19 protein-coding genes are annotated in these 20,893 nt (G+C 74.4%); 13 read left to right on the top strand and 6 right to left on the bottom strand.

Features of this window, described 5'->3' with window-relative positions:
* Positions 1-11 precede the first annotated feature (11 nt).
* Positions 12-1,877: a phosphatidylglycerol lysyltransferase domain-containing protein gene (locus ABTY40_RS04930; protein ID WP_352058173.1), complete on the bottom strand. Its 1,866-nt coding sequence runs from the start codon at positions 1,875-1,877 to the stop codon at positions 12-14.
* 198 nt (positions 1,878-2,075) lie between these two features.
* Between ABTY40_RS04930 and ABTY40_RS04935 the strand changes: the two genes are divergently transcribed.
* Positions 2,076-3,185 carry an alpha/beta hydrolase gene (locus ABTY40_RS04935; RefSeq protein ID WP_352058174.1) on the top strand — a complete coding sequence of 370 codons (1,110 nt, stop codon included), beginning with the start codon at positions 2,076-2,078 and terminating at the stop codon, positions 3,183-3,185.
* Here the strand turns inward: ABTY40_RS04935 and ABTY40_RS04940 are convergent.
* Positions 3,182-4,177 (bottom strand): ABC transporter ATP-binding protein, encoded by a 996-nt coding sequence (locus ABTY40_RS04940; protein WP_352058175.1) that lies wholly within the window; start codon positions 4,175-4,177, stop codon positions 3,182-3,184. The two genes, ABTY40_RS04935 and ABTY40_RS04940, sit on opposite strands and share 4 nt — an antisense overlap.
* Before the next feature lie 144 nt (positions 4,178-4,321).
* Here ABTY40_RS04940 and ABTY40_RS04945 point away from each other — a divergent pair, with 144 nt between their 5' ends.
* The 4 genes from ABTY40_RS04945 to ABTY40_RS04960 all read left to right on the top strand — a co-directional run bounded on the left by ABTY40_RS04945 (position 4,322) and on the right by ABTY40_RS04960 (position 7,939).
* Entirely contained in the window at positions 4,322-5,008 is a 687-nt protein-coding gene (locus ABTY40_RS04945) for an ABC transporter permease (protein ID WP_352058176.1), read from the top strand.
* A 1-nt stretch (position 5,009) separates the two neighbouring features.
* Positions 5,010-5,771, top strand: coding sequence for an ABC transporter permease (locus tag ABTY40_RS04950; RefSeq protein WP_352058177.1), 762 nt, complete (start codon positions 5,010-5,012; stop codon positions 5,769-5,771).
* The gene (locus tag ABTY40_RS04955; RefSeq protein ID WP_352058178.1) at positions 5,764-6,762 is read left to right on the top strand and encodes an ABC transporter substrate-binding protein; all 999 of its coding nucleotides are present in this window, start codon (positions 5,764-5,766) and stop codon (positions 6,760-6,762) included. Before ABTY40_RS04950 ends, ABTY40_RS04955 begins: the two co-directional genes overlap by 8 nt.
* Positions 6,763-6,892: 130 nt before the next feature.
* Entirely contained in the window at positions 6,893-7,939 is a 1,047-nt protein-coding gene (locus ABTY40_RS04960; RefSeq protein WP_352058179.1) for a hypothetical protein, read from the top strand.
* Positions 7,940-8,003: 64 nt separating this feature from the next.
* Here ABTY40_RS04960 and ABTY40_RS04965 read toward each other — a convergent pair whose 3' ends face one another.
* Positions 8,004-9,146, bottom strand: a complete 1,143-nt coding sequence (locus ABTY40_RS04965) for an NADH-quinone oxidoreductase subunit D (protein ID WP_352058180.1) — start codon at positions 9,144-9,146, stop codon at positions 8,004-8,006.
* Between the two features lie 52 nt (positions 9,147-9,198).
* Positions 9,199-10,227, bottom strand: coding sequence for an SAM-dependent methyltransferase (locus tag ABTY40_RS04970; protein WP_352058181.1), 1,029 nt, complete (start codon positions 10,225-10,227; stop codon positions 9,199-9,201).
* Between the two features lie 97 nt (positions 10,228-10,324).
* On the opposite strand from ABTY40_RS04970, the gene ABTY40_RS04975 reads away from it, so the two are divergent.
* Together ABTY40_RS04975 and ABTY40_RS04980 are read left to right on the top strand one after the other, a co-directional pair.
* Positions 10,325-11,527: a sensor histidine kinase gene (locus tag ABTY40_RS04975; RefSeq protein ID WP_352058183.1), complete on the top strand. Its 1,203-nt coding sequence runs from the start codon at positions 10,325-10,327 to the stop codon at positions 11,525-11,527.
* 34 nt (positions 11,528-11,561) lie between these two features.
* Complete coding sequence (locus ABTY40_RS04980; protein WP_352058184.1) at positions 11,562-12,236, top strand: response regulator; 675 nt, start codon at positions 11,562-11,564, stop codon at positions 12,234-12,236.
* Positions 12,237-12,261: 25 nt separating this feature from the next.
* Here the strand turns inward: ABTY40_RS04980 and ABTY40_RS04985 are convergent, their stop codons facing one another.
* Positions 12,262-13,350, bottom strand: a complete 1,089-nt coding sequence (locus ABTY40_RS04985; RefSeq protein ID WP_352058186.1) for a DUF5937 family protein — start codon at positions 13,348-13,350, stop codon at positions 12,262-12,264.
* 100 nt (positions 13,351-13,450) lie between these two features.
* Between ABTY40_RS04985 and ABTY40_RS04990 the strand changes: the two genes are divergently transcribed.
* The gene (locus tag ABTY40_RS04990) at positions 13,451-13,675 is read left to right on the top strand and encodes a hypothetical protein (RefSeq protein WP_352058187.1); all 225 of its coding nucleotides are present in this window, start codon (positions 13,451-13,453) and stop codon (positions 13,673-13,675) included.
* A 52-nt stretch (positions 13,676-13,727) separates the two neighbouring features.
* Here the strand turns inward: ABTY40_RS04990 and ABTY40_RS04995 are convergent, their stop codons facing one another.
* Positions 13,728-15,017 carry a threonine aldolase family protein gene (locus tag ABTY40_RS04995; protein WP_352058188.1) on the bottom strand — a complete coding sequence of 430 codons (1,290 nt, stop codon included), beginning with the start codon at positions 15,015-15,017 and terminating at the stop codon, positions 13,728-13,730.
* A 125-nt stretch (positions 15,018-15,142) separates the two neighbouring features.
* Here ABTY40_RS04995 and ABTY40_RS05000 point away from each other — a divergent pair, with 125 nt between their 5' ends.
* Genes ABTY40_RS05000 through ABTY40_RS05020 form a run of 5 tightly spaced genes read left to right on the top strand, consistent with a single transcriptional unit; the run spans position 15,143 to position 20,830 of the window.
* Entirely contained in the window at positions 15,143-16,219 is a 1,077-nt protein-coding gene (locus tag ABTY40_RS05000) for a Rossmann-like and DUF2520 domain-containing protein (RefSeq protein ID WP_352058189.1), read from the top strand.
* The gene (gene panC / locus ABTY40_RS05005) at positions 16,216-17,307 is read left to right on the top strand and encodes a pantoate--beta-alanine ligase (RefSeq protein WP_352058190.1); all 1,092 of its coding nucleotides are present in this window, start codon (positions 16,216-16,218) and stop codon (positions 17,305-17,307) included. Before ABTY40_RS05000 ends, panC begins: the two co-directional genes overlap by 4 nt.
* A complete protein-coding gene (locus tag ABTY40_RS05010) occupies positions 17,304-18,998 on the top strand; it encodes an L-aspartate oxidase (protein ID WP_352058191.1) in 1,695 nt (564 codons plus the stop codon). The genes panC and ABTY40_RS05010 overlap by 4 nt, the downstream gene beginning before the upstream one ends.
* Entirely contained in the window at positions 18,999-20,024 is a 1,026-nt protein-coding gene (gene nadC / locus ABTY40_RS05015) for a carboxylating nicotinate-nucleotide diphosphorylase (protein WP_352058192.1), read from the top strand.
* Positions 20,024-20,830 carry a type III pantothenate kinase gene (locus tag ABTY40_RS05020; RefSeq protein ID WP_352058193.1) on the top strand — a complete coding sequence of 269 codons (807 nt, stop codon included), beginning with the start codon at positions 20,024-20,026 and terminating at the stop codon, positions 20,828-20,830. The genes nadC and ABTY40_RS05020 overlap by 1 nt, the downstream gene beginning before the upstream one ends.
* The last annotated feature ends 63 nt before the right edge of the window (positions 20,831-20,893 follow it).

The following is a 20,893-nucleotide window of genomic DNA, read 5'->3' on the forward strand; positions in this document are numbered from 1 at the left end:
CGGGGGTGGGATCAGGCCGCGCGGACCTCCTGCTCGGGGCGGGTGGGTGCGGGCAGGTGGGCGCAGGGGCGGGGGGCGGGGGTGGCCCTGCGGGTGAAGGGGCGGGGCAGGGAGAGGTTGACGAAGCCTTCGGCCTGCATGGCGGCGAAGCCGATGCGGGGGAGGTCGCGGCTCTTGCGGTAGACGACGAAGCGGGGTTCCCAGCGTGGCTGGAACTTGGCGTTGAATTTGTACAGGGATTCGATCTGGAACCAGCGGGAGAGGAAGACGAGGAGGCCGCGCCAGGCGCGCAGGACGGGGCCGGCGCCGATCTTCTCGCCGCGGGCGAGGGCCGCGCGGAACATGGCGAAGTTGAGCGAGACGCGGGCGATGCCGAGGGTGGGGGCGGCCTGGAGGGCGGCGACGATGAGGAGCTCGTTCATGCCGGGGTCGGCGGAGCGGTCGCGGCGCATGAGTTCCAGGGACATGCCGTCGGGGCCCCAGGGCACGAAGTGGATGATGGCTTTGAGGTCGCCGAAGGGGCCGGGGGCGGTGTCGGCGGCATTGTCGGTGTCGTCGGCGTTATCGGTCTTGTGGGCGGTGGCTATGACGGCGTCGCCGTCGCCGGGGGCGCCGATGCGGCCGAGGGCCATGGAGAAGCCGCGCTCGGTGTCGGTGCCGCGCCAGTGGGCGGCGGCGGCGCGGATCTGTTCGAGTTCGGTGTCGGTGAGGTCACGGACGCGGCGGACCTGGGTGGTGTAGCCGTTGCGTTCGATGCGTTTGACCATCTGGCGGACGTTGCGCATGGCCCGTCCGGAGAGGGAGAAATCCGCGACGTCCACCACCGCCTCGTCGCCGAGTTCGAGGGCGTCGAGGCCGGTCTCGCGGGTCCAGACGTGGCCGCCGGTCTCGGAGCAGCCCATGACGGCGGGGGTCCAGGAGTGGGCTTTGGCCTCGTCCATGAAGCGTTCGATGGCGCCGGGCCAGGCTTCGACGTCGCCGATGGGGTCGCCGCTGGCGAGCATGACGCCGGAGACGACGCGGTAGCAGACGGCGGCCTTGCCGCTGGGGGAGAAGACGACGCCCTTGTCGCGGCGGAGGGCGAAGTGGCCGAGGGAGTCGCGTCCGCCGTGCTGGGCGAGGAGGGCGCGCAGGCGTGTCTCGTCGTCGTCGGTGAGGCGGGCGGCGGGGTGCTCGGGGCGCAGGGCGAGGTAGATGGTGGTGAGCGCGGTCAGCATGCCGAGGGCGCCGAGGGAGTAGCCGACGGTCCAGTCGACGCCGTGGGTGTAGGCGATGGGGCCTTCGACGCCGAAGAGTCCGTACAAGACGTGTTCGAGGCGGTCGGAGAGGCTGGGGTCGCCGACGACCCGGCGGGGGTGGGCGCTGACGATGACGAGGCCGAGGGCGAGGGAGCCGGCGCCCATGACGATGAAGTTGGCGAGGGCGCGCCAGCGGCTTCGGGGGTCGGGGAGGGCGGCGAATTCGCCGCGGTGGCGTACGAGGAGGGCGAGGAGCGCCAGGGAGAGGAGGGCGCCGAGGACGGAGTGGCGCCAGATGAACTGGGCGGCGGCGCCGAGGGGGAGGAGGACGACGGCGGCGCGCCAGGCGCGGCGCTTGTGGCGCTTGAGTCCGTGGGCGAGGAGGAGCAGGAGGACGCCGGCGCTCAGGGAGAGGGCGGCGGAGAGGGGGCCGAGGGTGCCGGGGAGGACTTCGGCGATCGCGTGGACGCGGCTGGCGCGGAAGCGGGGGAAGACTCCGGCGGCGATGTCGATGAGGCCGATGAGGGTGCAGGCCGTGCCGACGAGGGAGGGGACTTTCTCGGGTCGGGGGCCGCGGAGAATCCGGCGTACCCGAACCGGAACCAATCGTGATTTGTCCCCATCTACCGTGACAGACATCCGCTTCCCGTGCTTCCCGTGGTCCTGCGAGGGGTTCTGGACCGGGTCGTGCTCCGCGGTGTGTGTGGCGGGCCGGCCCGGTTGGTGCGCCTTCTAGGACGGCGGTGGGCGGGGGTGGGTTCACTCTCCCTCAGGAAATTCTCACGCAGTCGGGCGGACACGGCGTCCGGCACATCGGAAAGAAGGCTCGGTCGTCCCATGGGTCTCACCAGCAGCAGTGTTCTCGTGTTGGCCATGGTGGTGGCCGTGTTGTTCTTCGGCGCGACGGTCGTGTGGTGGCCGCGGCTGGGGCGGCGGAGTGCGGGGGCCGTGGCGGGCCGGGTGGGGTTGCTGCTGGTGACGCAGGTGGCGCTGTTCGCGGCGGTGGGTCTGGCGGCGAACCGGTCGTTCCTCTTCTACGGGTCGTGGGCGGACCTGTTCGGGCAGGAGCAGGAGATGGGTGTGGTGGTCGACCACTCGGCGGGTTCGAAGGACCTGCGCGTGGTGGGGACGCAGGCGCTGGACGTGCCGGGTGGCGGGCGTCCGGCGGTGGCGGGCCAGATCCAGAAGGTGCTGGTCGCGGGGGAGCGGTCGCGGATCTCGTCGTCGGCGTACGTGTATCTGCCGCCGGAGTACTTCCAGAAGCGGTACGCGGGGCGGAAGTTCCCGGTGTCGGTGGTGCTGACCGGGTATCCGGGTACGGCGGAGAACCTGATCAAAGGGCTGAAGTATCCGCGGACGGCGTACCTCCAGGCGAAGGAGGGCCGGATGCAGCCGATGGTGCTGGTGATGATGCGGCCGACGGTGGCGCCGCCGAGGGACACGGAGTGCGTGGACGTGCCGGGGGGTCCGCAGACGGAGACGTTCTTCGCGGAGGACCTGCCGAAGGCGGTGGCGGAGACGTACCGGGTGGGGACGGGGCCGCGCAGCTGGGGTGTCATGGGGAACTCGACGGGCGGGTACTGCGCTCTGAAGATCGCGCTGCACCATCCGGACCGGTACGGGGCGGGGGCGGGTTTCTCGGCGTACTACCGGGCGGCGGAGGACGTGACGACGGGGGACCTGTTCCACGGGGACGACCGGCTGCGCAAGCGGGCGGACCTGCTGTGGAGCCTGGACCACCGGCCGCAGGGGAGGTCCTCGTTCCTGGTGACGACGTCGAAGCGGGGCGAGGACAACCGGAAGGGCACGCTGGAGTTCGTGAAGAAGGTGCGGAGTCCGGCGCGGGTCTCCTCGATCACGCTGGAGAGCGGTGGCCACAACTTCAACACGTGGAACCGTGAGATCCCGCCGGGCCTGGTGTGGATGAGCGGCCGGCTCTCGGCTTAGGGCCGTTCCTCCGGAGCTTTCCGGGCTTGCGGCGCGGAGGCGCGGCGCAGGGCGCGGTGGACGCCTTCGGGGGTGAGGACGCCGAGGGGCCGGCCGTCGTCGCCGGTGACGGCGAGGCGGCCGGTGTCGTGCTGGAGGAGGGCGGCGAGGGCGTCTTTGAGGGACGTTCCCAGCGGTACGGGGGCGGGGGCGCCGGCCGGGTCGGGGGAGGGCGGCAGGGGGTCCAGGTCGGCCTCGGTGACGGGGGTGACGGCGAGTCGCTTGAGGCCGCGGTCGCTGCCCACGAAGTCGGCGACGTAGGGGGTGGCGGGGGCGCCGAGGACGGTGGCGGGGGTGTCGAACTGCTCGATGCGGCCCTGCCCGTAGACGGCCATGCGGTCGCCCATGCGGACGGCTTCCTCGATGTCGTGGGTGACGAGGAGGACCGTTTTGCGGACGGTCGCCTGGAGGGCGAGGAACTCGTTCTGGAGGCGTTCGCGGACGACCGGGTCGACCGCGCCGAAGGGTTCGTCCATGAGGAGGACGGGCGGGTCGGCGGCGAGGGCGCGGGCGACGCCGACGCGCTGGCGCTGTCCGCCGGAGAGCTGGGCGGGATAGCGGGAGCCGTAGGTGGCGGGGTCGAGCCCGACGAGGTCGAGGAGTTCGGCGGCGCGGGCGCGGGCGGCGGACTTCTTCCAGCCGAGGAGGGCGGGCACGGTCGCGGTGTTGTCGAGGACGGTGCGGTGGGGGAAGAGGCCGACCTGCTGGATGACGTAGCCGATCTTGCGGCGCAGCGCGACCGGGTCGACGCCGGCGATGTCCCGGCCGTCGACGAGGACGCGGCCGGAGGTGGGTTCGACGAGCCGGTTGACCATCATCATGGTGGTCGTCTTGCCGCAGCCGGACGGCCCGACGAGGGTGACGAGTTCGCCCTCGGCGACCTCGAAGGAGAGGTCGTCCACGGCCGTGGTGCCGTCGGGGTAGCGCTTGGTCACGTGCTCGAACCGGATCATGGTTCCCCATTCTGGCCCCTGGGAGCCGGGGGTGTGTGAAGGGTGTGTTGCCGGGGGGTGGCGGATTCCGGCGGTTGTCGGTGCCCCGGGTTAGGGTCGTCACACAAGCGTTCGGGAGGGCGGACGACCACGGGGGGAGGGCGGATGAGCGCGCCGAACTGTCTGGTGACGAACGACTGGATCTGCGGCGAGTACCTGCGCACGCGGGCCGGGGAGCTGACCGACGCGCTGCTCCAGCACGTGGGGATCACGGTGGTGTCGGTGCTGCTCGCGCTGGTCGTGGCGGTGCCGCTGGCGCTGCTCGTGCGGGCCAGGCCCCGCTTCGCCGGCCCGGTCCTCGGGCTGACGACCCTGCTCTACACGGTGCCGTCGCTCGCGATGTTCTCGCTGCTGCTGCCGCTGTTCGGCCTGTCGGCGGCGCTCGTCGTGACGGGTCTCGTGCTGTACGCCCTGACGATCCTCGTGCGCAACGCCCTGGCGGGGCTCGCGGCGGTGCCCGCCGAGACCCGGGAGGCCGCGCGGGGGATGGGGTACGGGCCGTGGCGGCTGCTCTGGGAGGTCGAACTGCCGCTGGCGCTGCCGGTGCTGATGGCCGGGGTGCGGATGGCGACGGTCTCCACGATCGCGCTGACGACGATCGGGTCGGTGGTGGGCCGGGGCGGGCTCGGCAATCTCATCGAGGACGCCCTGCCGACCTTCTTCAAGGCGCAGGTGCTGGCCGCGTCGGTGCTGTGCGTCCTGCTCGCCGTCGTGGCCGACCTGCTGCTCCTGGGCCTTCAGCGGCTGCTCACGCCCTGGGCCCGGATACGGACCGCGCCGGGAGGTGGGTGAGGTGGGGGTCGTGACGGACGCGTGGACCTGGCTCACCACCGGCGCGCACTGGACGGGCCCGGAGGGGGTCGGGCAGCGCCTCGCCGAGCACGTGTACGTGAGCGGGCTGGCGCTGCTGATCGCCTGCGCGGTCGCCCTGCCGGTGGGGCTGGGCCTGGGGCACGCGGGGCGGGGCGGCGCGCTCGCGGTGAACGTGTCGAACGTGGGGCGGGCGGTGCCGGTCTTCGCGGTCCTCGCCCTGTTCATGGTCTCGCCGCTGCGGAACGCGGGGTATGTGCCGACCGTGGTCGCCCTCGTCCTGTTCGCGATACCCCCGCTGCTGACCAACGCGTACGTGGGGGTGTGGGAGGTGGACCGGGCGGCCGTGCGGGCGGCGCGGGGCATGGGGATGACCGGCGGGCAGGTGTTCCTGCGGGTCGAACTGCCACTCGCGCGGCCGGTGGTGATGACCGGTGTGCGGTCGGCCGCCGTGCAGGTGGTGGCCACGGCCACGGTCGCCGCGATGGTCGGGCAGGGCGGTCTGGGCCGGGTCATCACGGCCGGTTTCGCCCTGTACGACACCGCGCAGGTCGTCGCGGGGGCGATCCTCGTGGCGGCGCTCGCCCTCGTGGTGGAGGGCGTCCTCGCGGGCGCCGACCGGCTCCTGGGGGCGGGCCGCCCCGGGACGGGCACGGCGCACGGGCGCGGTGCGCGAGCACGGCGGACGCACACAGCCGGACCGGCGGAGAGACCGGCGGCCGGACCGACGAAGGGGAATGGGTGATTCGGTGAACGGGTTCTCGCGGAGTACGCGCGCGGTGCTGGGGGCGGCGGCGCTGGCCGTGGCGCTCACGGCCTGCGGCGGGGAAAGCCTGGAGCAGGGCAAGGACGGGACGGCCGGCGGCTCGGGCGGGTCCGGTGGCGGGGGCAAGGGTTCGCTGGTGGTGGGCGCGGCGGCGTTCACCGAGTCGAAGGTGCTGGCCGAGCTGTACGCCCAGGTGCTGCGGGACGCCGGTTACACGGTCTCGGTCACGACGGTGAAGAACCGTGAACTGTACGAGCCGTCCCTGGAGAACGGTCAGATCGACGTCGTACCGGAATACGCGGCGACCCTCGCGGAATTCCTCAACGCGAAGGTGAACGGCCCGAAGGCGCCCGAGGAGAAGCCGGTCGCGTCGGGCGACGCGAAGGCCACCGTGGAGGCGCTGCGGAAGCTCGCGGAACCGCGCGGACTGAAGGTCCTGGAGGCCGGCGGAGCGGTCGATCAGAACGCGTTCGCCGTGTCGAAGGAATTCGCGGCGAAGAACAAGCTGAGCACGCTTTCCGATCTCGGCCGCGCGAAGCTGAAGGTCAGGATCGCGGCCGGTGACGAATGCGCGGTGCGACCCTTCTGCGCGCCCGGCCTGAAGGCCCGGTACGGAATCGACGTGGCGGGTGTCGACCCCAAGGGCGTGGGCACCCCGCAGGCCAAGCAGGCCGTCAAGGACGGGGTGGACCAGCTGGTTCTGACGACCACCACGGACGCCACGCTCGACAGCTTCGGCCTCGTCCTCCTGGCCGACGACAAGAAGTTGCAGAACGCCGACAATGTGCTGCCGGTGGTGAACGCGAAGGACGCCGGAGCGCCGGAGATAGCCACCGCCCTGAACAAGATCACCAAGGTGCTCAGCACGGCGGATCTCGCCGAACTCAACCGGAAGGTGGACGCCGAGCGCGCGAAGCCGGAGGACGCGGCGAAGGCCTATCTGCAGACGAAGGGGCTGCTCAGCAAGTAGGGAACGCGGAAGGGAAGTCGGCCCCAAGTGGAACCGGAAGGGTGGGATCCCACTTCTTCCGGTGAGAAGTGGACAGGAGTTTGCCGGGCCGACCCCCCACTCGGCGCCTACGCACGGTAAATTTCAGGCCATGCCACGTGGACGCCACCGCCATTCCCCGCCTCTGCACAAGCTGCTGCCGCCCTCCGCGGTCGCCGGCGCCGCGGTCGTGTGCGCCGCGGCGGCCTGGCTTCCCGGCGACCTCGTGGTCGTCCGGCTGCTCGCCGCCGCGGCGGCCGGAGCCGCCGTCACCGGGGCCGTGCTCATGCGCAGTTGGGACCGGAGCGCCGGCCGCCAGGTCGCCGAGCTCCACCGGGCCCGGACGGCCGACCAGTGGAAGGCCGACGAGCGGACGGCGGAACTGGAGGCGGACCTGGAGGAGTCGCGCGCCCTGCGGGCCCGGCTGGACGCCAAGCTGCGCGCCAAGCGGGTCGAACTCGCCGCCCTGCGCGGCGAGCACGCCGACCTGCTGCGCCGCTACGCCACCGCCGAGACCGAGCGGGCCAGCGCCCTCGAGGGCCGCCGCGTCCTCGCCCTGGAGGCCACCGCCGCCACGGCCGGGGACCCCAGGGCGCTCCCGGCCGCCGGTTCGACGCCCACCCCGGAGGCGTACCGCCGCGCCGCCGCGGCCCTGCGCGACCTGCCGCGCAACGCCGCCGCCCAGCGCGCCCGCCGCACCGCCGGGCGGACGGCCGGCGCGACGGAGGAGGACCCGGAGGAGAAGCACCCGGCGGCCGGCGGGACCGAGCAGCACACCCGCAGCCAGGCCCCCGCCCTCGCCGCCGCGCCGCCCGCCGGCACCGCCGAGACCGCCGCCGGCGGGACCGCGCCCGCCGCGCCCGTCACGCCGCCCGCTCCGGTCGCCGCCGCCGTCGTCCCGTACACCGCCCGCCGGCCCGCCCCGCGCCCCGAGGGAGGCTTCGACTTCTTCGGTACGCAGAAGGCCGCAGCCGCCATCGAGGCGGTGCAGGACACGGACCTCGCCGACGTCGTCGGGGACGAGGTCCTCCAGGACGCCCGCGTCACGCCCCTGACCCCGGCCCCGCCGCGCACCGCCGGCCAGGTCATCGACCTCACCGCGCACGACGAGACCGAGCAGCTCGACGTGGCCGAACTGCGCGGGGCGGTCAACTCCTGACCCGCCGCGAGAACGACGGAGGCGCCCGCCGGACCGGCGGGCGCCTCCGTCGTCGTACGGGCGGCTACTTGTCGATGTCGCCGACCACGAAGAACAGCGAGCCCAGGATCGCCACCATGTCGGCCACCAGCGTCCCCGGCAGCAGCTCGGCGAGAGCCTGGATGTTGTTGTACGAGGCGGACCGCAGCTTCAGCCGGTACGGGGTCTTGTCCCCCTTCGACACCAGGTAGTAGCCGTTGATGCCGAGCGGGTTCTCGGTCCAGGCGTACGTGTGCCCCTCCGGCGCCTTCAGAACCTTCGGCAGCCGCTGGTTGACCGGCCCCGGCGGCAGCTCCGCCATCCGGTCCAGGCAGGCGTCCGCCAGGTCCAGCGCGTTGTGCGTCTGGTCGAGCAGGCACTCGAACCGGGCCAGGCAGTCGCCGTCCTGCCGCACCGCGACCCGCAGGGTGTCCCGCAGCTCCCCGTACGCGAGGTACGGCTCGTCGCGCCGCAGGTCGAAGTCCACGCCCGAGGCACGGGCGACGGGCCCCGACACCCCGTACGCGTGGACGGTCTCCGGGCTCAGCACCCCCACCCCGCGCGTGCGGCCCCGGAAGATCTCGTTGCCGAGGACCAGGCGGTCGTACACGTCCATCCGCGAGCGCACGTCCGCGACGGCCTGCCGCGCCCGCCCCGTCCACCCGGCGGGCAGGTCCTCCTTGAGACCGCCGACCCGGTTGAACATGTAGTGGATGCGGCCGCCCGAGACCTCCTCCATCACCGCCTGGAGCTCCTCGCGCTCGCGGAAGGCGTGGAAGACCGGGGTGATCCCGCCCAGCTCCAGCGGGTACGAGCCGAGGAACATGAGGTGGTTGAGGACCCGGTTGAGCTCGGCGAGGAGCGTACGGGTCCACACCGCCCGCTCCGGGACCTCCATGCCCAGCATCCGTTCGACCGCCATGACGACGCCGAGTTCGTTGGAGAAGGCGGAGAGCCAGTCGTGGCGGTTGGCCAGCATGATGATCTGCCGGTAGTCCCGCGCCTCGAACAGCTTCTCCGCCCCCCGGTGCATGTAGCCGACCACCGGCTCGGCCTCCCGGACGACCTCGCCGTCGAGCACGAGCCGGAGCCGGAGGACACCGTGGGTCGAGGGGTGCTGCGGCCCGATGTTGAGCACCATGTCGGTGCTCTCCGCCGCGCCGCCGATTCCGACCGTCGTCTCCGTCATGCGGCCAGTATCCCCTGCCGCCCCACGCCTCCCCGGCGGCCCCGCCCGCCGCTCACCGCCCGGGTCCCGCCGGTGCCGCCGGGACCCGCTGGATCAGCCACAGGAAGTCGCCGAGCCCACCGGGAGCGGTCAGTTCGGCCGCCTCGCCCGCCGCGGCGAGCGCCCGCACGTAACCCGCCGGGTCCGTCGAGGCCAGCGCGAGCGGCGGCCGCGCACCGCAGACCCCGAGCCGCCGCAGCGCCTCCCGCTGCGTCACCAGCTCCGGCTCGGGCAGCAGCGAACCGCTCCGGGCCACCGCCCCCGGCGCCGCCCCGCACGCGTCCAGGGCCACATGCGCCGTCAGATCGCAGCTCCCGTCCGGTACGGGCGGGACCTCGCGGCCCTCCCGGAAGCCGGTCAGCGTGCCGAAGGGCGGCCGGGAGGCGCGTACGTGCGCGTAGTCCACGGCCACCGCCCGGCCCGCCGCCAGGCAGGCCACGGCCTCCGCCCAGGCCCGGTCCCGGGGGCGGCCGATCTCGGCGCGCGCCCCCGGCTCCCGCAGCGGCCACCAGCGGGCCAGCCACTCCGCGTCCGGCCCCGTGACCGGGGCGCCCGGCCGCTCCGTGCCGTCCGGCGCCACCTCCACGTACCGCGCCACGCCCGCCGCGTCCGTCTCCGCCACGTCCACCGGCACGTTGTCGAGCCACTCGTTCGCGAACAGCAGCCCCCGCACCCCCCGCGGCACCCGGTCCGTCCAGACGATCCGGGGGTCGAGGCCCGCCGGCCGGGCCGCCCGCTCGACCGCGTACGCCCGCACCGCGAGCCCCGCCCCCGCCGCCGCCGCGAGCACCCCCGTCACCAGCTCGCCCCGCCCCGCGCCCACGTCCACGAACGCGGGCTCGTCCGTGCCCAGCTCCGCCGCCACCTCGCCGAGCAGCCGCGCCACGGCCGCCGCGTACAGCGGGGAGGCGTGCACGGAGGTGCGGAAGTGCCCCGCGGGCCCCTCGGGGCGCAGATAGAAGCCGCCGGGGCCGTACAGCGCACGCTCCGCCGCCTCGCGCCAGCCCGTCCGTTCCCGCCGTCGACACGTCTCATCCGTCACAGTCCCCAGTCTCCACCTCGGGGAGTACGGGGCCCGCGCCCAGGATCGGCCCCACGGTTGATCCCCCCACCCGCCCCTCTTCCCTACTCTGGGTGACGTGCAGCGCCTCTACGACTTCCTCCGCAGACACCCGACGGGCGTCGACACCTTCTGGGCCGTCGTCCTGTTCGGGCTGTCGCTGCTGTGGGTGGGTTCGACCTATCCGTCGGTCGACCGGCCCGCCGCGTACGGGGTGGTGGCCGCGCTGTTCTCGCTGGTCGTCGCCCTGCGGCGGCGGGCGCCCGAGAAGATGCTGGTGCTCGCGGTCGTCCTCGGCGTCGCCCAGCTCGCCTTCGGCATCGTGCCGTTCATGGCGGACTTCGCCATGCTCGTCATCATCTACACGGTCGCCGCGCACGACGGGCCCCGCTGGGCCTCCCGCCTCGCCCTCCTCGGCGGCCTCAGCGCCGCCACGCTCTCCCAGCTGCGCTGGCCGGTGGACAACCCCGCCTCGGGGGCCGCGCAGATCTTCTTCACGGTCATCATGACCGTGCCCTTCGCCCTCGCCTGGGTCCTCGGCGACTCCCTGCGCACCCGCCGCGCCTACTTCGCGCAGCTGGAGGAACGGGCCTTCCGCCTGGAACAGGAACGCGAGGCCCAGGCCAAGGTCGCCGTCGCCGCCGAACGCGCCCGGATCGCCCGCGAACTCCACGACGTCGTCGCCCACAACGTGTCCGTGATGGTGGTCCAGGCGGACGGCGCCGCCTACGTCATGGACTCCTCCCCGGAGACCGCCAAGCAGGCCCTGGAGACCATCTCCACCACCGGCCGGCAGGCGCTGGCCGAGATGCGCCGGCTGCTCGGCATCCTGCGCACCGGCGAGCACCAGGAGGCCGGGGAGTACGTGCCGCAGCCGGACGTGCGGCAGATCGAGGACCTGGTGGAGCAGGTCAGGGGCGCCGGGCTCACCGTCGACTTCACCGTCGAGGGCACCCCGCGCCCGCTGCCCAGCGGCGTCGAGCTGACCGCGTACCGGATCGTCCAGGAAGCCCTCACCAACACGCGCAAGCACGGCGGGCCCGACGCCGGCGCCAGCGTCCGCCTCGTCTACTTCGACGACGGCCTCGGCCTGCTCGTCGAGGACGACGGGCGCGGAGCGCCGCAGGAGATGTACGAGGACGGGGGCGCCGACGGACGCGGCCACGGCCTCATCGGCATGCGGGAGCGCGTCGGCATGGTCGGCGGCACCCTGGACGCGGGGCCGCGCCCCGGCGGCGGCTTCCGCATCAGCGCCCTCCTGCCCCTCAAGCCCGCCACCTGACCCCCGAGCCCCTCCCACCCCGAAGGAAACCCGTATGTCCATCCGCGTGATGCTCGTCGACGACCAGGTGCTGCTGCGCACCGGTTTCCGCATGGTGCTCGCCGCCCAGCCGGACATGGAGGTCGTGGCGGAGGCGGGCAACGGCGTGGAGGCCCTGGAGGTGCTGCGCTCCACGGCGGTGGACGTCGTCCTGATGGACGTGCGGATGCCGAAGCTGGACGGCGTGGAGGCGACCCGGCGGATCTGCGCGCAGCAGGACCCGCCGAAGGTGCTGATCCTGACCACCTTCGACCTGGACGAGTACGCGTTCTCCGGCCTGAAGGCGGGGGCCAGCGGGTTCATGCTGAAGGACGTGCCGCCGGGCGAGCTGCTCGGCGCGATCCGGTCCGTGCACAGCGGGGACGCGGTCGTGGCGCCGTCCACCACGCGCCGGCTCCTGGACCGGTTCTCGCCGATGCTGCCGTCCTCGGGCCGCGAGCCGCAGCACAAGGAGCTGGAACGGCTCACCGACCGGGAGCGCGAGGTCATGCTGCTGGTCGCCCAGGGCCTGTCGAACGGCGAGATCGCCGCCCGCCTCGTCCTCTCCGAGGCCACGGTCAAGACGCACGTCGGGCGGATCCTGACCAAGCTGGGCCTGCGCGACCGCGTGCAGGTCGTGGTCCTCGCGTACGAGACGGGCCTGGTCCGGGCGGGCGGCGGCGCCGGGTAGGGGCGGGCCGCCCGGCCCTGGGGGTTCAGCGCAGCACGCTCTCCAGGAAGTCGCTCCCGAGGCGGGCGGCGACCGTCACGTCGAGCTGGTGCAGGACGTACCGGCCGCGCCGCTGGGTGGTGAGCAGGCCGGCCTTCCTCATGACCGCGAGGTGGCGGGAGACCTCCGGGGCCGAGAGGTTGTACGCGTCGGCCAGTTCGCTCGTCGTGTTCGCGCCGCGCGCGAGGCTCCGGCAGAGCCGCATCCGCATGGGGTGGGCGAGGGCCTCCAGACGCCGGGCGACCGCCTCGACGGAGGCCGCGCCGCCGAGGTCCCGGTCGGCGACCGGGTACTGGACGACGGGCTGCCAGCCCGGCGCGTGCAGGGCGAACAGGTGCGGCCAGCCGAACGCGGTCGGCAGAAACGTCACGGCGGAGCCCTGGGCGCTGGTGCGGCCCTGGACCAGCTTGTCGACGACGATCCGCCGCCCGTGCTCGTCCTCCTCCAGCGTCATCGCGCCGGACGCGGCGGCCACGGCCTCGGCCAGGCCCTTGCGCCGCAGCAGCTCCGTCTTGTGGCGGGCGTCGGCGGCGAGCTGGATCCGGACGCGCCGCCAGGTGTCCGCGAAGAAGGCCTCGTCGCAGTCCTCCAGGAGCCTCCGCAGCCACGCGCGCGTGCCGGTGGGATCGGCCAGCATCCGCTCCACGAAGGCGGCCTGCCGGGGACCGCGTGCCGCGCCCAGCTCCAGCGCCCGGCGGCGCATCCGCTCGTCGACGAGCGGGGAGGGCGCGCCGTGCGTGTACCGGCTGTTGCAGGAGATCTCCAGGGCGGCGCCGACGTACTGCTCGTCGTCCATGCGGTCGAGGTCGTCGAGCTCCTCGGCGAGGGTCTCCCGGGGGCGCGGCGGCAGCAGCAGGTCGGAGCGGGTGGTGTGCCACATGAAGTCGGCCTCGTGGAGCCGGTCCGCCAGTTCCGGCTTCAGCGCGGCCGCCGTGGTCGTGGTCCAGGCGTGCAGCCGGGGGTGGTGCGCCGGTTCGGCCAGCGCGTGCAGGGCCGCGCCCAGTTCGGCCAGCGGTGAGGGGCAGAAGGTGATCCGCTCGTGCGGCAGTCCGGTGATGTCGATGGTCACGCTCACCGGACCATGGTGGGGGGTGGGGCGGGGGCCGTGTCCCGCCGTTTGACGAGGGCCGTCAATCGGCGGGCCGGGGGCGGGGGACCGCGCGCACGGTGAGGTCATGAACGCGCTGCACCAGTACTTCTTCGACGCCTACCGCGCCGCCCGCCTCGGTGAACCCCTGCCGCCCGCCCCCGGTACGTACGACGTGGCCCTGTTCCGGGCCGCCGTGGACCGCCGCCGCTTCGAACGGGTGCTCGCCGCCCGCCCGGCCCGGGGCCGCCTCCGGCTCCGCCTGGCGGCGGCCCTGCGCCGCCGCCGGGCCGGTGGCCCGGGGGCCCGCTGACACCCGGGCCCGCCGAACCGCCGCCGTCCGGGATCCCCCGGCCCCGCCCGGCTCAGGTCCGGACGCGCGTCAGGAAGTCCCCTACCGCCTCCCGGACGTCCTGCGCCGTCCACTCCAGACCCGGGCCCGTCACCGTCAGTTCCGTGAAGGCGACACCGGGCGGCCCGCCGGCGCCGGGGGTGAACCAGCGGCGGAACAGGGCCGTGCCGGTGGCCTCGGTCTGGGCGAGGGCGGCCGCCGTGAGGACCTCCGCGGGGTACGGCAGCCACACCTGGAACTGGTGGGTGTCCGGCTCCTCCGGGTGCACCCGGAACCATCCGGCGCCCGCCTGGGTCAGGGCCTCCCGCACGGCGTCCGCCACCACGCGCGCGTGCGCCACGTAGGCGGGCAGCCGGGGCAGCTCCGTGTCGAGGCCCCGGAGCGCGGCGAGGGCGGCCGGGTACTGCTGGAAGACCAGGCCTCCGTACCGGTGCCGCCAGACCCGGGCCTCCTCCACGAGGTCCTCCGGTCCGGCGAGCGCGGCACCGGACAGGCCGCCGAGGGACTTGTAGAACGAGACGTACACGCTGTCCGCGAGACCCGCGATCTCGTCGAGCCCGCGGCCGAGACGCGCGGGGCACTCCCACAGCCGCGCGCCGTCGAAGTGGACCACCGCGTCCCGTTCGCGGGCGGCCGCCACCACGTCCGTGAGCTCCTCCCAGGTGGGCAGGACGAAGCCCGCCTCCCGCAGCGGCAGCTCCAGCATCAGCGTCCCGAACGGTTCGGGATGGTCCCGGACCTCCTGTGCCGTGGGCAGCCGGGGCGCGTCCGTGGGGTGGACGGTGCGGAGCCCGGCGACCGTGCCCAGCGCGTCGTCCTCGTGGACCTCGGGATGGGCGAGCGGGTGCAGGGCCACGACGGGGTTGCCGGTGCGCCCGGCCCAGCAGCGCAGCGCCACCTGCTGCGCCATGGTCCCGGTCGGGAAGAAGACGGCGGCGGGGTGACCGAGCGCGGCGGCGACCCGCCGTTCCAGGACCTCCACCACACCGTCGCCGTACGTGTCCACCACGGCGCCTCCGTGGGCGGAGGCGTCCGTCCAGTCGGCGAGGTCGCGCAGACGCTCCGCCAGGGTGGCGTCGGTCGGGGACTCCCACAGTTTGCGCCGGGCCCCGCCCCACACCTTCGCCCGGTAGAGCCGGGCCGTCTCCTCGTCGAGCCCCGCCAGGCCGTCCGGACCTCCGCGGTGCTCCGGGGCGTCCGGAGCCGCCGGGCCCGCCGCACCGTCCCGGCCCCCCGGATCCCCGGGGTCCTCCACGCCGTCCACAGCCTTCGCGCCGTCCATGCCCTCTCCCCTCACGTCCATGGGCCGATCATCACACCGTCACCCACGCCCTGTGGACAGTCACGGAGCGCTGGGAAACGCTGGCGTAGCATGACCAGAAATCGTCCGGTACCCGCCGAGGACTGGAACGGAAGGCCGTCCCCACCGTGAACGCACCAGCAGCGCCAGAGGCCCGAGTCGAGGACCGACCGGCCCGGCTCACCGTCGGAGTCGTCGGCGCGGGCCGCGTGGGCCCCGCCCTCGCCGCCTCGCTCCGGCTCGCCGGGCACCGGCCCGTCGCCGTCTCCGCGGTCTCCGACGCCTCCCGGCGGCGGGCCGCCGCACTCCTGCCCGAGATCCCCGTGGTCGAGCCCGCCCAGGTCCTGGCCCGCGCCGACCTGGTCCTCCTGACCGTCCCGGACGACGCCCTGCCGGGCCTCGTCGAGGGCCTCGCCGAGACCGGTGCCGTACGGCCCGGCCAGCTGATCGTGCACACCTCCGGGCGGTACGGGGTCGGGGTCCTGGACCCGGCGCGCCGGGCGGGCGCCCTGCCGCTGGCCCTGCACCCCGCCATGACCTTCACCGGCACGGCGGTGGACGTGCAGCGGCTCGCCGGCTGCTCCTTCGGGGTGACCGCGCCCGAGGAGCTGCGGCTGGCCGCCGAGGCGCTGGTGATCGAGATGGGCGGCGAGCCCGAGTGGATCGCCGAGCAGGCCCGCCCGCTCTACCACGCGGCCCTCGCGCTCGGCGCGAACCACCTGGTCACCCTGGTGGCCCAGTCGATGGAGCTGCTGCGCAAGGCGGGCGTCACCGCCCCCGACCGGATGCTCGGCCCGCTCCTCGGCGCCGCCCTGGACAACGCGCTGCGGTCCGGCGACGCGGCCCTCACCGGTCCCGTCGCCCGCGGGGACGCCGGCACGGTCGCCGCCCACGTGGCCGAGCTGCGCAAGCACGCCCCGGGCACCGTCGCCGGATATCTGGCGATGGCCCGGACGACCGCCGACCGGGCCCTCGCCCACGGCCTGCTCAAGCCGGAACTGGCCGAGGACCTGCTGGGCGTCCTCGCCGAGCCGTCCCCCGCCGCGCCCCGGCCCGGTGCCGCGGGTGCCCCCGGCGGGCCGGCCGCCCCCGGCACCGGTCCCGCGTACGACGGCCCCCCGGAGTCCGACGACGCCCCCCGCCCCGACGACGGCCCCGGTACCGGCGGACCCGGCACCGACGGGCCGCGAGGAGACGACCGATGAACCTGTTCGCCCGTGACCGCTCCGCGGACGCCCGGCCCGTCCGCCACGAGCCGGCCGAGCTGGTCCCCACGGTCGAGGACCTCGAGTACGCCGTCGCCCACTGGGCGACCCCCGGCCGCACGGCCGTCGTCATGACCATGGGCGCCCTGCACGAGGGTCACGCCACCCTGATCCGCACCGCCCGCGAGCGCGTCGGCGACAAGGGCTTCGTCGTGGTGACTGTCTTCGTCAACCCGCTCCAGTTCGGCGCCGGCGAGGACCTCGACCGGTATCCGCGCACGCTCGACGCGGACCTGGAGATCGCCTTCGGCGCCGGTGCCAGTGTCGTCTTCGCGCCGCCCGTGGACGAGGTCTACCCGGGCGGCGAGCCCCAGGTCCGGATCACCGCCGGCCCGATGGGCGAGCGCCTCGAAGGCGCCTCCCGGCCCGGCCACTTCGACGGCATGCTCACCGTCGTCGCCAAGCTGCTCCACCTCACCTCGCCCGACCTGGCCCTCTTCGGCCAGAAGGACGCCCAGCAGCTGGCGCTGATCCGCCGGATGGTGCGCGACCTGAACTTCCCGGTCGAGATCGTCGGCGTGCCGACCGTCCGGGAGGCCGACGGCCTCGCCCTGTCCAGCCGCAACCGGTACCTGTCGGCCGGGGAGCGCCGTACCGCGCTCGCGCTGTCCCGCGCCCTCTTCGCCGCGCGGGACCGGCTCGCCGCCCAGGAGGCGCTGCGCGCGCGGGCGACCTCGCTGCCCGGCGCCCAGACGCGGGCGGAGACCCGGGCCGAGGCACTGTCCCGGCTCGGCGAGGCCCGGGCCGCCGCCGACGCCCACGCCGTCGCGCAGGCCGCCGAGGGCGGTGGGGGCGCCGACGCCGTACGGGCCGCCGCGCGCGCCGTCCTGGACGACGCCGCCCAGGCCGATCCGCCGCTCGTCCTGGACTACCTGGCCCTGGTCGACCCGGCCGACTTCACCGAGGTGCCCGGGGACCACGAGGGAGAGGCGATCCTCGCGGTCGCCGCGCGCGTGGGCGGCACCCGGCTGATCGACAACATCCCGCTGACCTTCGGAGCGGTCCGGGGAAAGGACGCCGACAAGTGACCGGAATACGGCTGCACGCCCCCGCGCCGGGCTGGGCCATCGACGCCGACGTGGTGGTGGTCGGCTCCGGTGTCGCCGGCCTGACCGCCGCCCTTCGCTGCACCGCCGCCGGGCTCCGTACGGTCGTCGTCACCAAGGCCAACCTGGACGACGGCTCCACCCGCTGGGCCCAGGGCGGCATCGCCGCCGCGCTCGGCGAGGGCGACACCCCCGGGCAGCACCGGGACGACACGCTGGTGGCGGGCGCCGGGCTGTGCGACGAGGAGGCGGTACGGCTCCTGGTCACCGAGGGCCCCGACGCCGTGCGCCGCCTCATCGAGACCGGCGCCGACTTCGACCGGACCGCCGGCGGCGAGATCGCGCTGACCCGCGAGGGCGGCCACCACCGCCGCCGCATCGCCCACGCGGGCGGGGACGCGACCGGCGCGGAGATCTCCCGCGCCCTGGTGGAGGCGATACGCGACCGGGGCGTGCGGTTCATCGAGCACGCCCTCGTCCTGGACCTCCTCACCGACGCCGGCGGCCGGACGGCCGGCGTCACCCTGCACGTGATGGGCGAGGGGCAGCACGACGGTGTGGGCGCCGTCCACGCCCCCGCCGTGGTCCTCGCCACCGGTGGCATGGGCCAGGTCTTCTCCGCCACCACCAACCCCGGTGTCTCGACCGGCGACGGCGTGGCACTGGCCCTGCGGGCCGGGGCGGAGGTCTCCGACCTGGAGTTCGTCCAGTTCCACCCGACGGTCCTCTTCCTCGGCGCCGGCTCCGAGGGCCAGCAGCCGCTGGTCTCCGAGGCGGTACGGGGCGAGGGCGCCCATCTCGTCGACGCCGGCGGGGTCCGCTTCATGCTCGGACAGCACGAGCTGGCCGAGCTGGCGCCGCGCGACATCGTCGCCAAGGCGATCACGCGCCGGATGCGGGAGCAGGGCGCGGACCACATGTACCTGGACGCGCGCCACTTCGGTGCCGCCATGTGGGCCGAGCGCTTCCCCACCATCCTGGCGGCCTGCCGGGCCCACGGCATCGACCCGGTCACCGAGCCGATCCCCGTCGCCCCGGCCGCGCACTACGCCTCCGGCGGCGTCCGCACCGACCTGTACGGCCGGACCACCGTGCCCGGCCTGTACGCCTGCGGCGAGGTGGCCTGCACCGGCGTCCACGGCGCCAACCGGCTCGCCTCGAACTCGCTCCTGGAGGGCCTGGTCTTCGCCGAGCGGATCGCCGAGGACATCGCGGCCCGCGCCCCCCGCGCGGCCGGCGCCCCGGTGCCGCACCCGGCCCCGGTGACCCTGCCGCTGCCGGTGGCCGGCGCCCGCATCCGCATCCAGCGGGTCATGACGGCCGGCGCCGGGGTGCTGCGGTCCGCGGAGAGCCTGCGGGAGGCCGCCGAGGCACTGGACGCGCTCCACGAGGACGCCCTCGCGGGCGGCACCGACGACTCGAAGGCGGCCGCGCCCGGCGTGGAGGCCTGGGAGACCACCAACCTGCTGTGCGTGGCCCGGGTCCTCGTCGCCGCGGCCCGGCGCCGCGAGGAGACCCGCGGCTGCCACTGGCGTGAGGACCACCCCGAGCGGGACGACGCGGCCTGGCGCCGTCATCTCGTCGTACGCCTCACGCCGGAGCGGGCCCTCGACGTCCGGACGACCGGCACGCATGACTTTCCCCCCACCGCCGACGCCCCCAGGGAGCAGTAAGTGAGCACGCCCGAGGAAAGCCGTCCCGAACCCGTGGACGTCCCTCTCATCCAGATCAGCGCCCCCTCGGCCGCGGCCGGGGAGTCCGGTGGCTGCGGCGACGGCTGCGGCTGCGGCGGCGAGGAGGAGTTCGAGTGCGGGCTCGACCCCGACCTCGCCCAGCTGCTCGCGGACGCCGGTCTCGACCCCGTCCAGGTCGAGGACATCGCCCACCTGGCGATCGCCGAGGACCTGGACGGCGGCGTGGACGTGACGACCGTGGCGACCGTCCCCGAGGACGCCGTCGCCACCGCCGACTTCACGGCCCGCGAGGCCGGTGTCGTGGCGGGCCTGCGGGTCGCCGAGGCGGTCCTGTCGATCGTCTGCACGGACGAGTTCGAGGTCGAGCGGCACGTCGAGGACGGCGAGCGCGTCCGGGCCGGGGACACGCTCCTCAGCGTCACCGCCCGCACCCGCGACCTGCTCACCGGCGAGCGCAGCGCCCTGAACATCCTGTGCCGCCTCTCCGGCATCGCCACCGCCACGCGCGCGTGGGCGGACGCCCTGGAGGGCACGAAGGCCAAGGTCCGCGACACCCGCAAGACGACGCCGGGCCTGCGCGCCCTGGAGAAGTACGCGGTCCGCTGCGGCGGCGGCGTCAACCACCGCATGTCGCTGTCCGACGCCGCCCTGGTGAAGGACAACCACGTGGTGGCGGCCGGCGGGGTCGCCGAGGCCTTCAAGGCGGTGCGGGAGCGGTTCCCGGACGTGCCGATCGAGGTCGAGGTCGACACCCTGCACCAGGTCCGCGAGGTCCTGGACGCGGGCGCCGACCTGATCCTCCTGGACAACTTCACCCCGGACGAGACCGCGGAGGCCGTGACCCTGGTGGCGGGCCGCGCCGTCCTGGAGTCCTCGGGCCGGCTGACCCTGGAGAACGCGGCGGCGTACGCGGCGACGGGCGTCGACTACCTGGCGGTCGGCGGCCTCACCCACTCCTCCCCGATCCTCGACATCGGCCTCGACCTGCGCGAGGTGCGGGGCTGATGCTGCTCACCATCGACGTCGGCAACACCCACACGGTGCTCGGTCTCTTCGACGGCGAGGAGATCGTCGAGCACTGGCGCATCTCCACGGACCCGCGCAGGACCGCCGACGAGATGGCGGTCCTGCTCCAGGGCCTCATGGGCATGCACCCGCTGCTCGGCGTCGAGCTGAGCGACGGCATCGAGGGCATCGCGATCTGCGCGACGGTCCCTTCGGTGCTGCACGAGCTGCGCGAGGTGACCCGCCGGTACTACGGGGACGTGCCGGCGGTCCTGGTGGAGCCGGGCGTGAGGACGGGGGTGCCGATCCTCACGGACAATCCCAAGGAGGTCGGCGCCGACCGCATCGTCAACGCGGTCGCGGCGGTCGAGCTGTACGGCGGCCCGGCGATCGTCGTGGACTTCGGCACGGCGACGACGTACGACGCGGTCAGCCCGCGCGGCGAGTACGCGGGCGGCGCCATCGCGCCGGGCATCGAGATCTCGGTGGAGGCGCTGGGCGTCAAGGGCGCGATGCTCCGCAAGATCGAGCTGGCCCGCCCGCGGAGCGTCATCGGCAAGAACACGGTCGAGGCGATGCAGTCGGGCATCGTCTTCGGCTACGTGGGCCAGGTGGACGGCGTCGTGGCCCGCATGAAGCGCGAACTGGTGGGCCCCAAGGGCGACCCGTCCGCCGTCACGGTGATCGCGACGGGCGGCCTGGCCCCGATGGTCCTCGCCGACTCGAAGGAGATCGACGAACACGAGCCGTGGCTGACCCTGATCGGTCTCCGCCTGGTGTACGAGCGCAACGTCTCCCGCATGTGACACGGGGGTCCGGGCGCTCTCCCGGGCCCGGTGGGCCGCCCGGACCCCTACCGGCGCGCCGCG

Origin of the sequence: Streptomyces sp. NPDC126503 (genome assembly GCF_040302405.1) — a bacterium.
In the GTDB taxonomy this organism is placed as follows: domain Bacteria; phylum Actinomycetota; class Actinomycetes; order Streptomycetales; family Streptomycetaceae; genus Streptomyces; species Streptomyces gulbargensis.

What these genes read in the sequence shown, in the direction of transcription:
- panC (WP_352058190.1), top strand. Translation starts at nt 16,216, where the DNA reads ATGAACCTGTTCGCCCGTGACCGCTCCGCGGACGCCCGGCCCGTCCGC.
- ABTY40_RS04965 (WP_352058180.1), bottom strand. Translation starts at nt 9,146, where the DNA reads ATGACGGAGACGACGGTCGGAATCGGCGGCGCGGCGGAGAGCACCGAC.
- ABTY40_RS04935 (WP_352058174.1), top strand. Translation starts at nt 2,076, where the DNA reads ATGGGTCTCACCAGCAGCAGTGTTCTCGTGTTGGCCATGGTGGTGGCC.
- ABTY40_RS04955 (WP_352058178.1), top strand. Translation starts at nt 5,764, where the DNA reads ATGGGTGATTCGGTGAACGGGTTCTCGCGGAGTACGCGCGCGGTGCTG.
- ABTY40_RS04940 (WP_352058175.1), bottom strand. Translation starts at nt 4,177, where the DNA reads ATGATCCGGTTCGAGCACGTGACCAAGCGCTACCCCGACGGCACCACG.
- ABTY40_RS04945 (WP_352058176.1), top strand. Translation starts at nt 4,322, where the DNA reads ATGAGCGCGCCGAACTGTCTGGTGACGAACGACTGGATCTGCGGCGAG.
- ABTY40_RS04930 (WP_352058173.1), bottom strand. Translation starts at nt 1,877, where the DNA reads ATGTCTGTCACGGTAGATGGGGACAAATCACGATTGGTTCCGGTTCGG.
- ABTY40_RS04995 (WP_352058188.1), bottom strand. Translation starts at nt 15,017, where the DNA reads ATGGACGTGAGGGGAGAGGGCATGGACGGCGCGAAGGCTGTGGACGGC.
- ABTY40_RS04990 (WP_352058187.1), top strand. Translation starts at nt 13,451, where the DNA reads ATGAACGCGCTGCACCAGTACTTCTTCGACGCCTACCGCGCCGCCCGC.
- ABTY40_RS04980 (WP_352058184.1), top strand. Translation starts at nt 11,562, where the DNA reads ATGTCCATCCGCGTGATGCTCGTCGACGACCAGGTGCTGCTGCGCACC.
- ABTY40_RS04960 (WP_352058179.1), top strand. Translation starts at nt 6,893, where the DNA reads ATGCCACGTGGACGCCACCGCCATTCCCCGCCTCTGCACAAGCTGCTG.
- ABTY40_RS05020 (WP_352058193.1), top strand. Translation starts at nt 20,024, where the DNA reads ATGCTGCTCACCATCGACGTCGGCAACACCCACACGGTGCTCGGTCTC.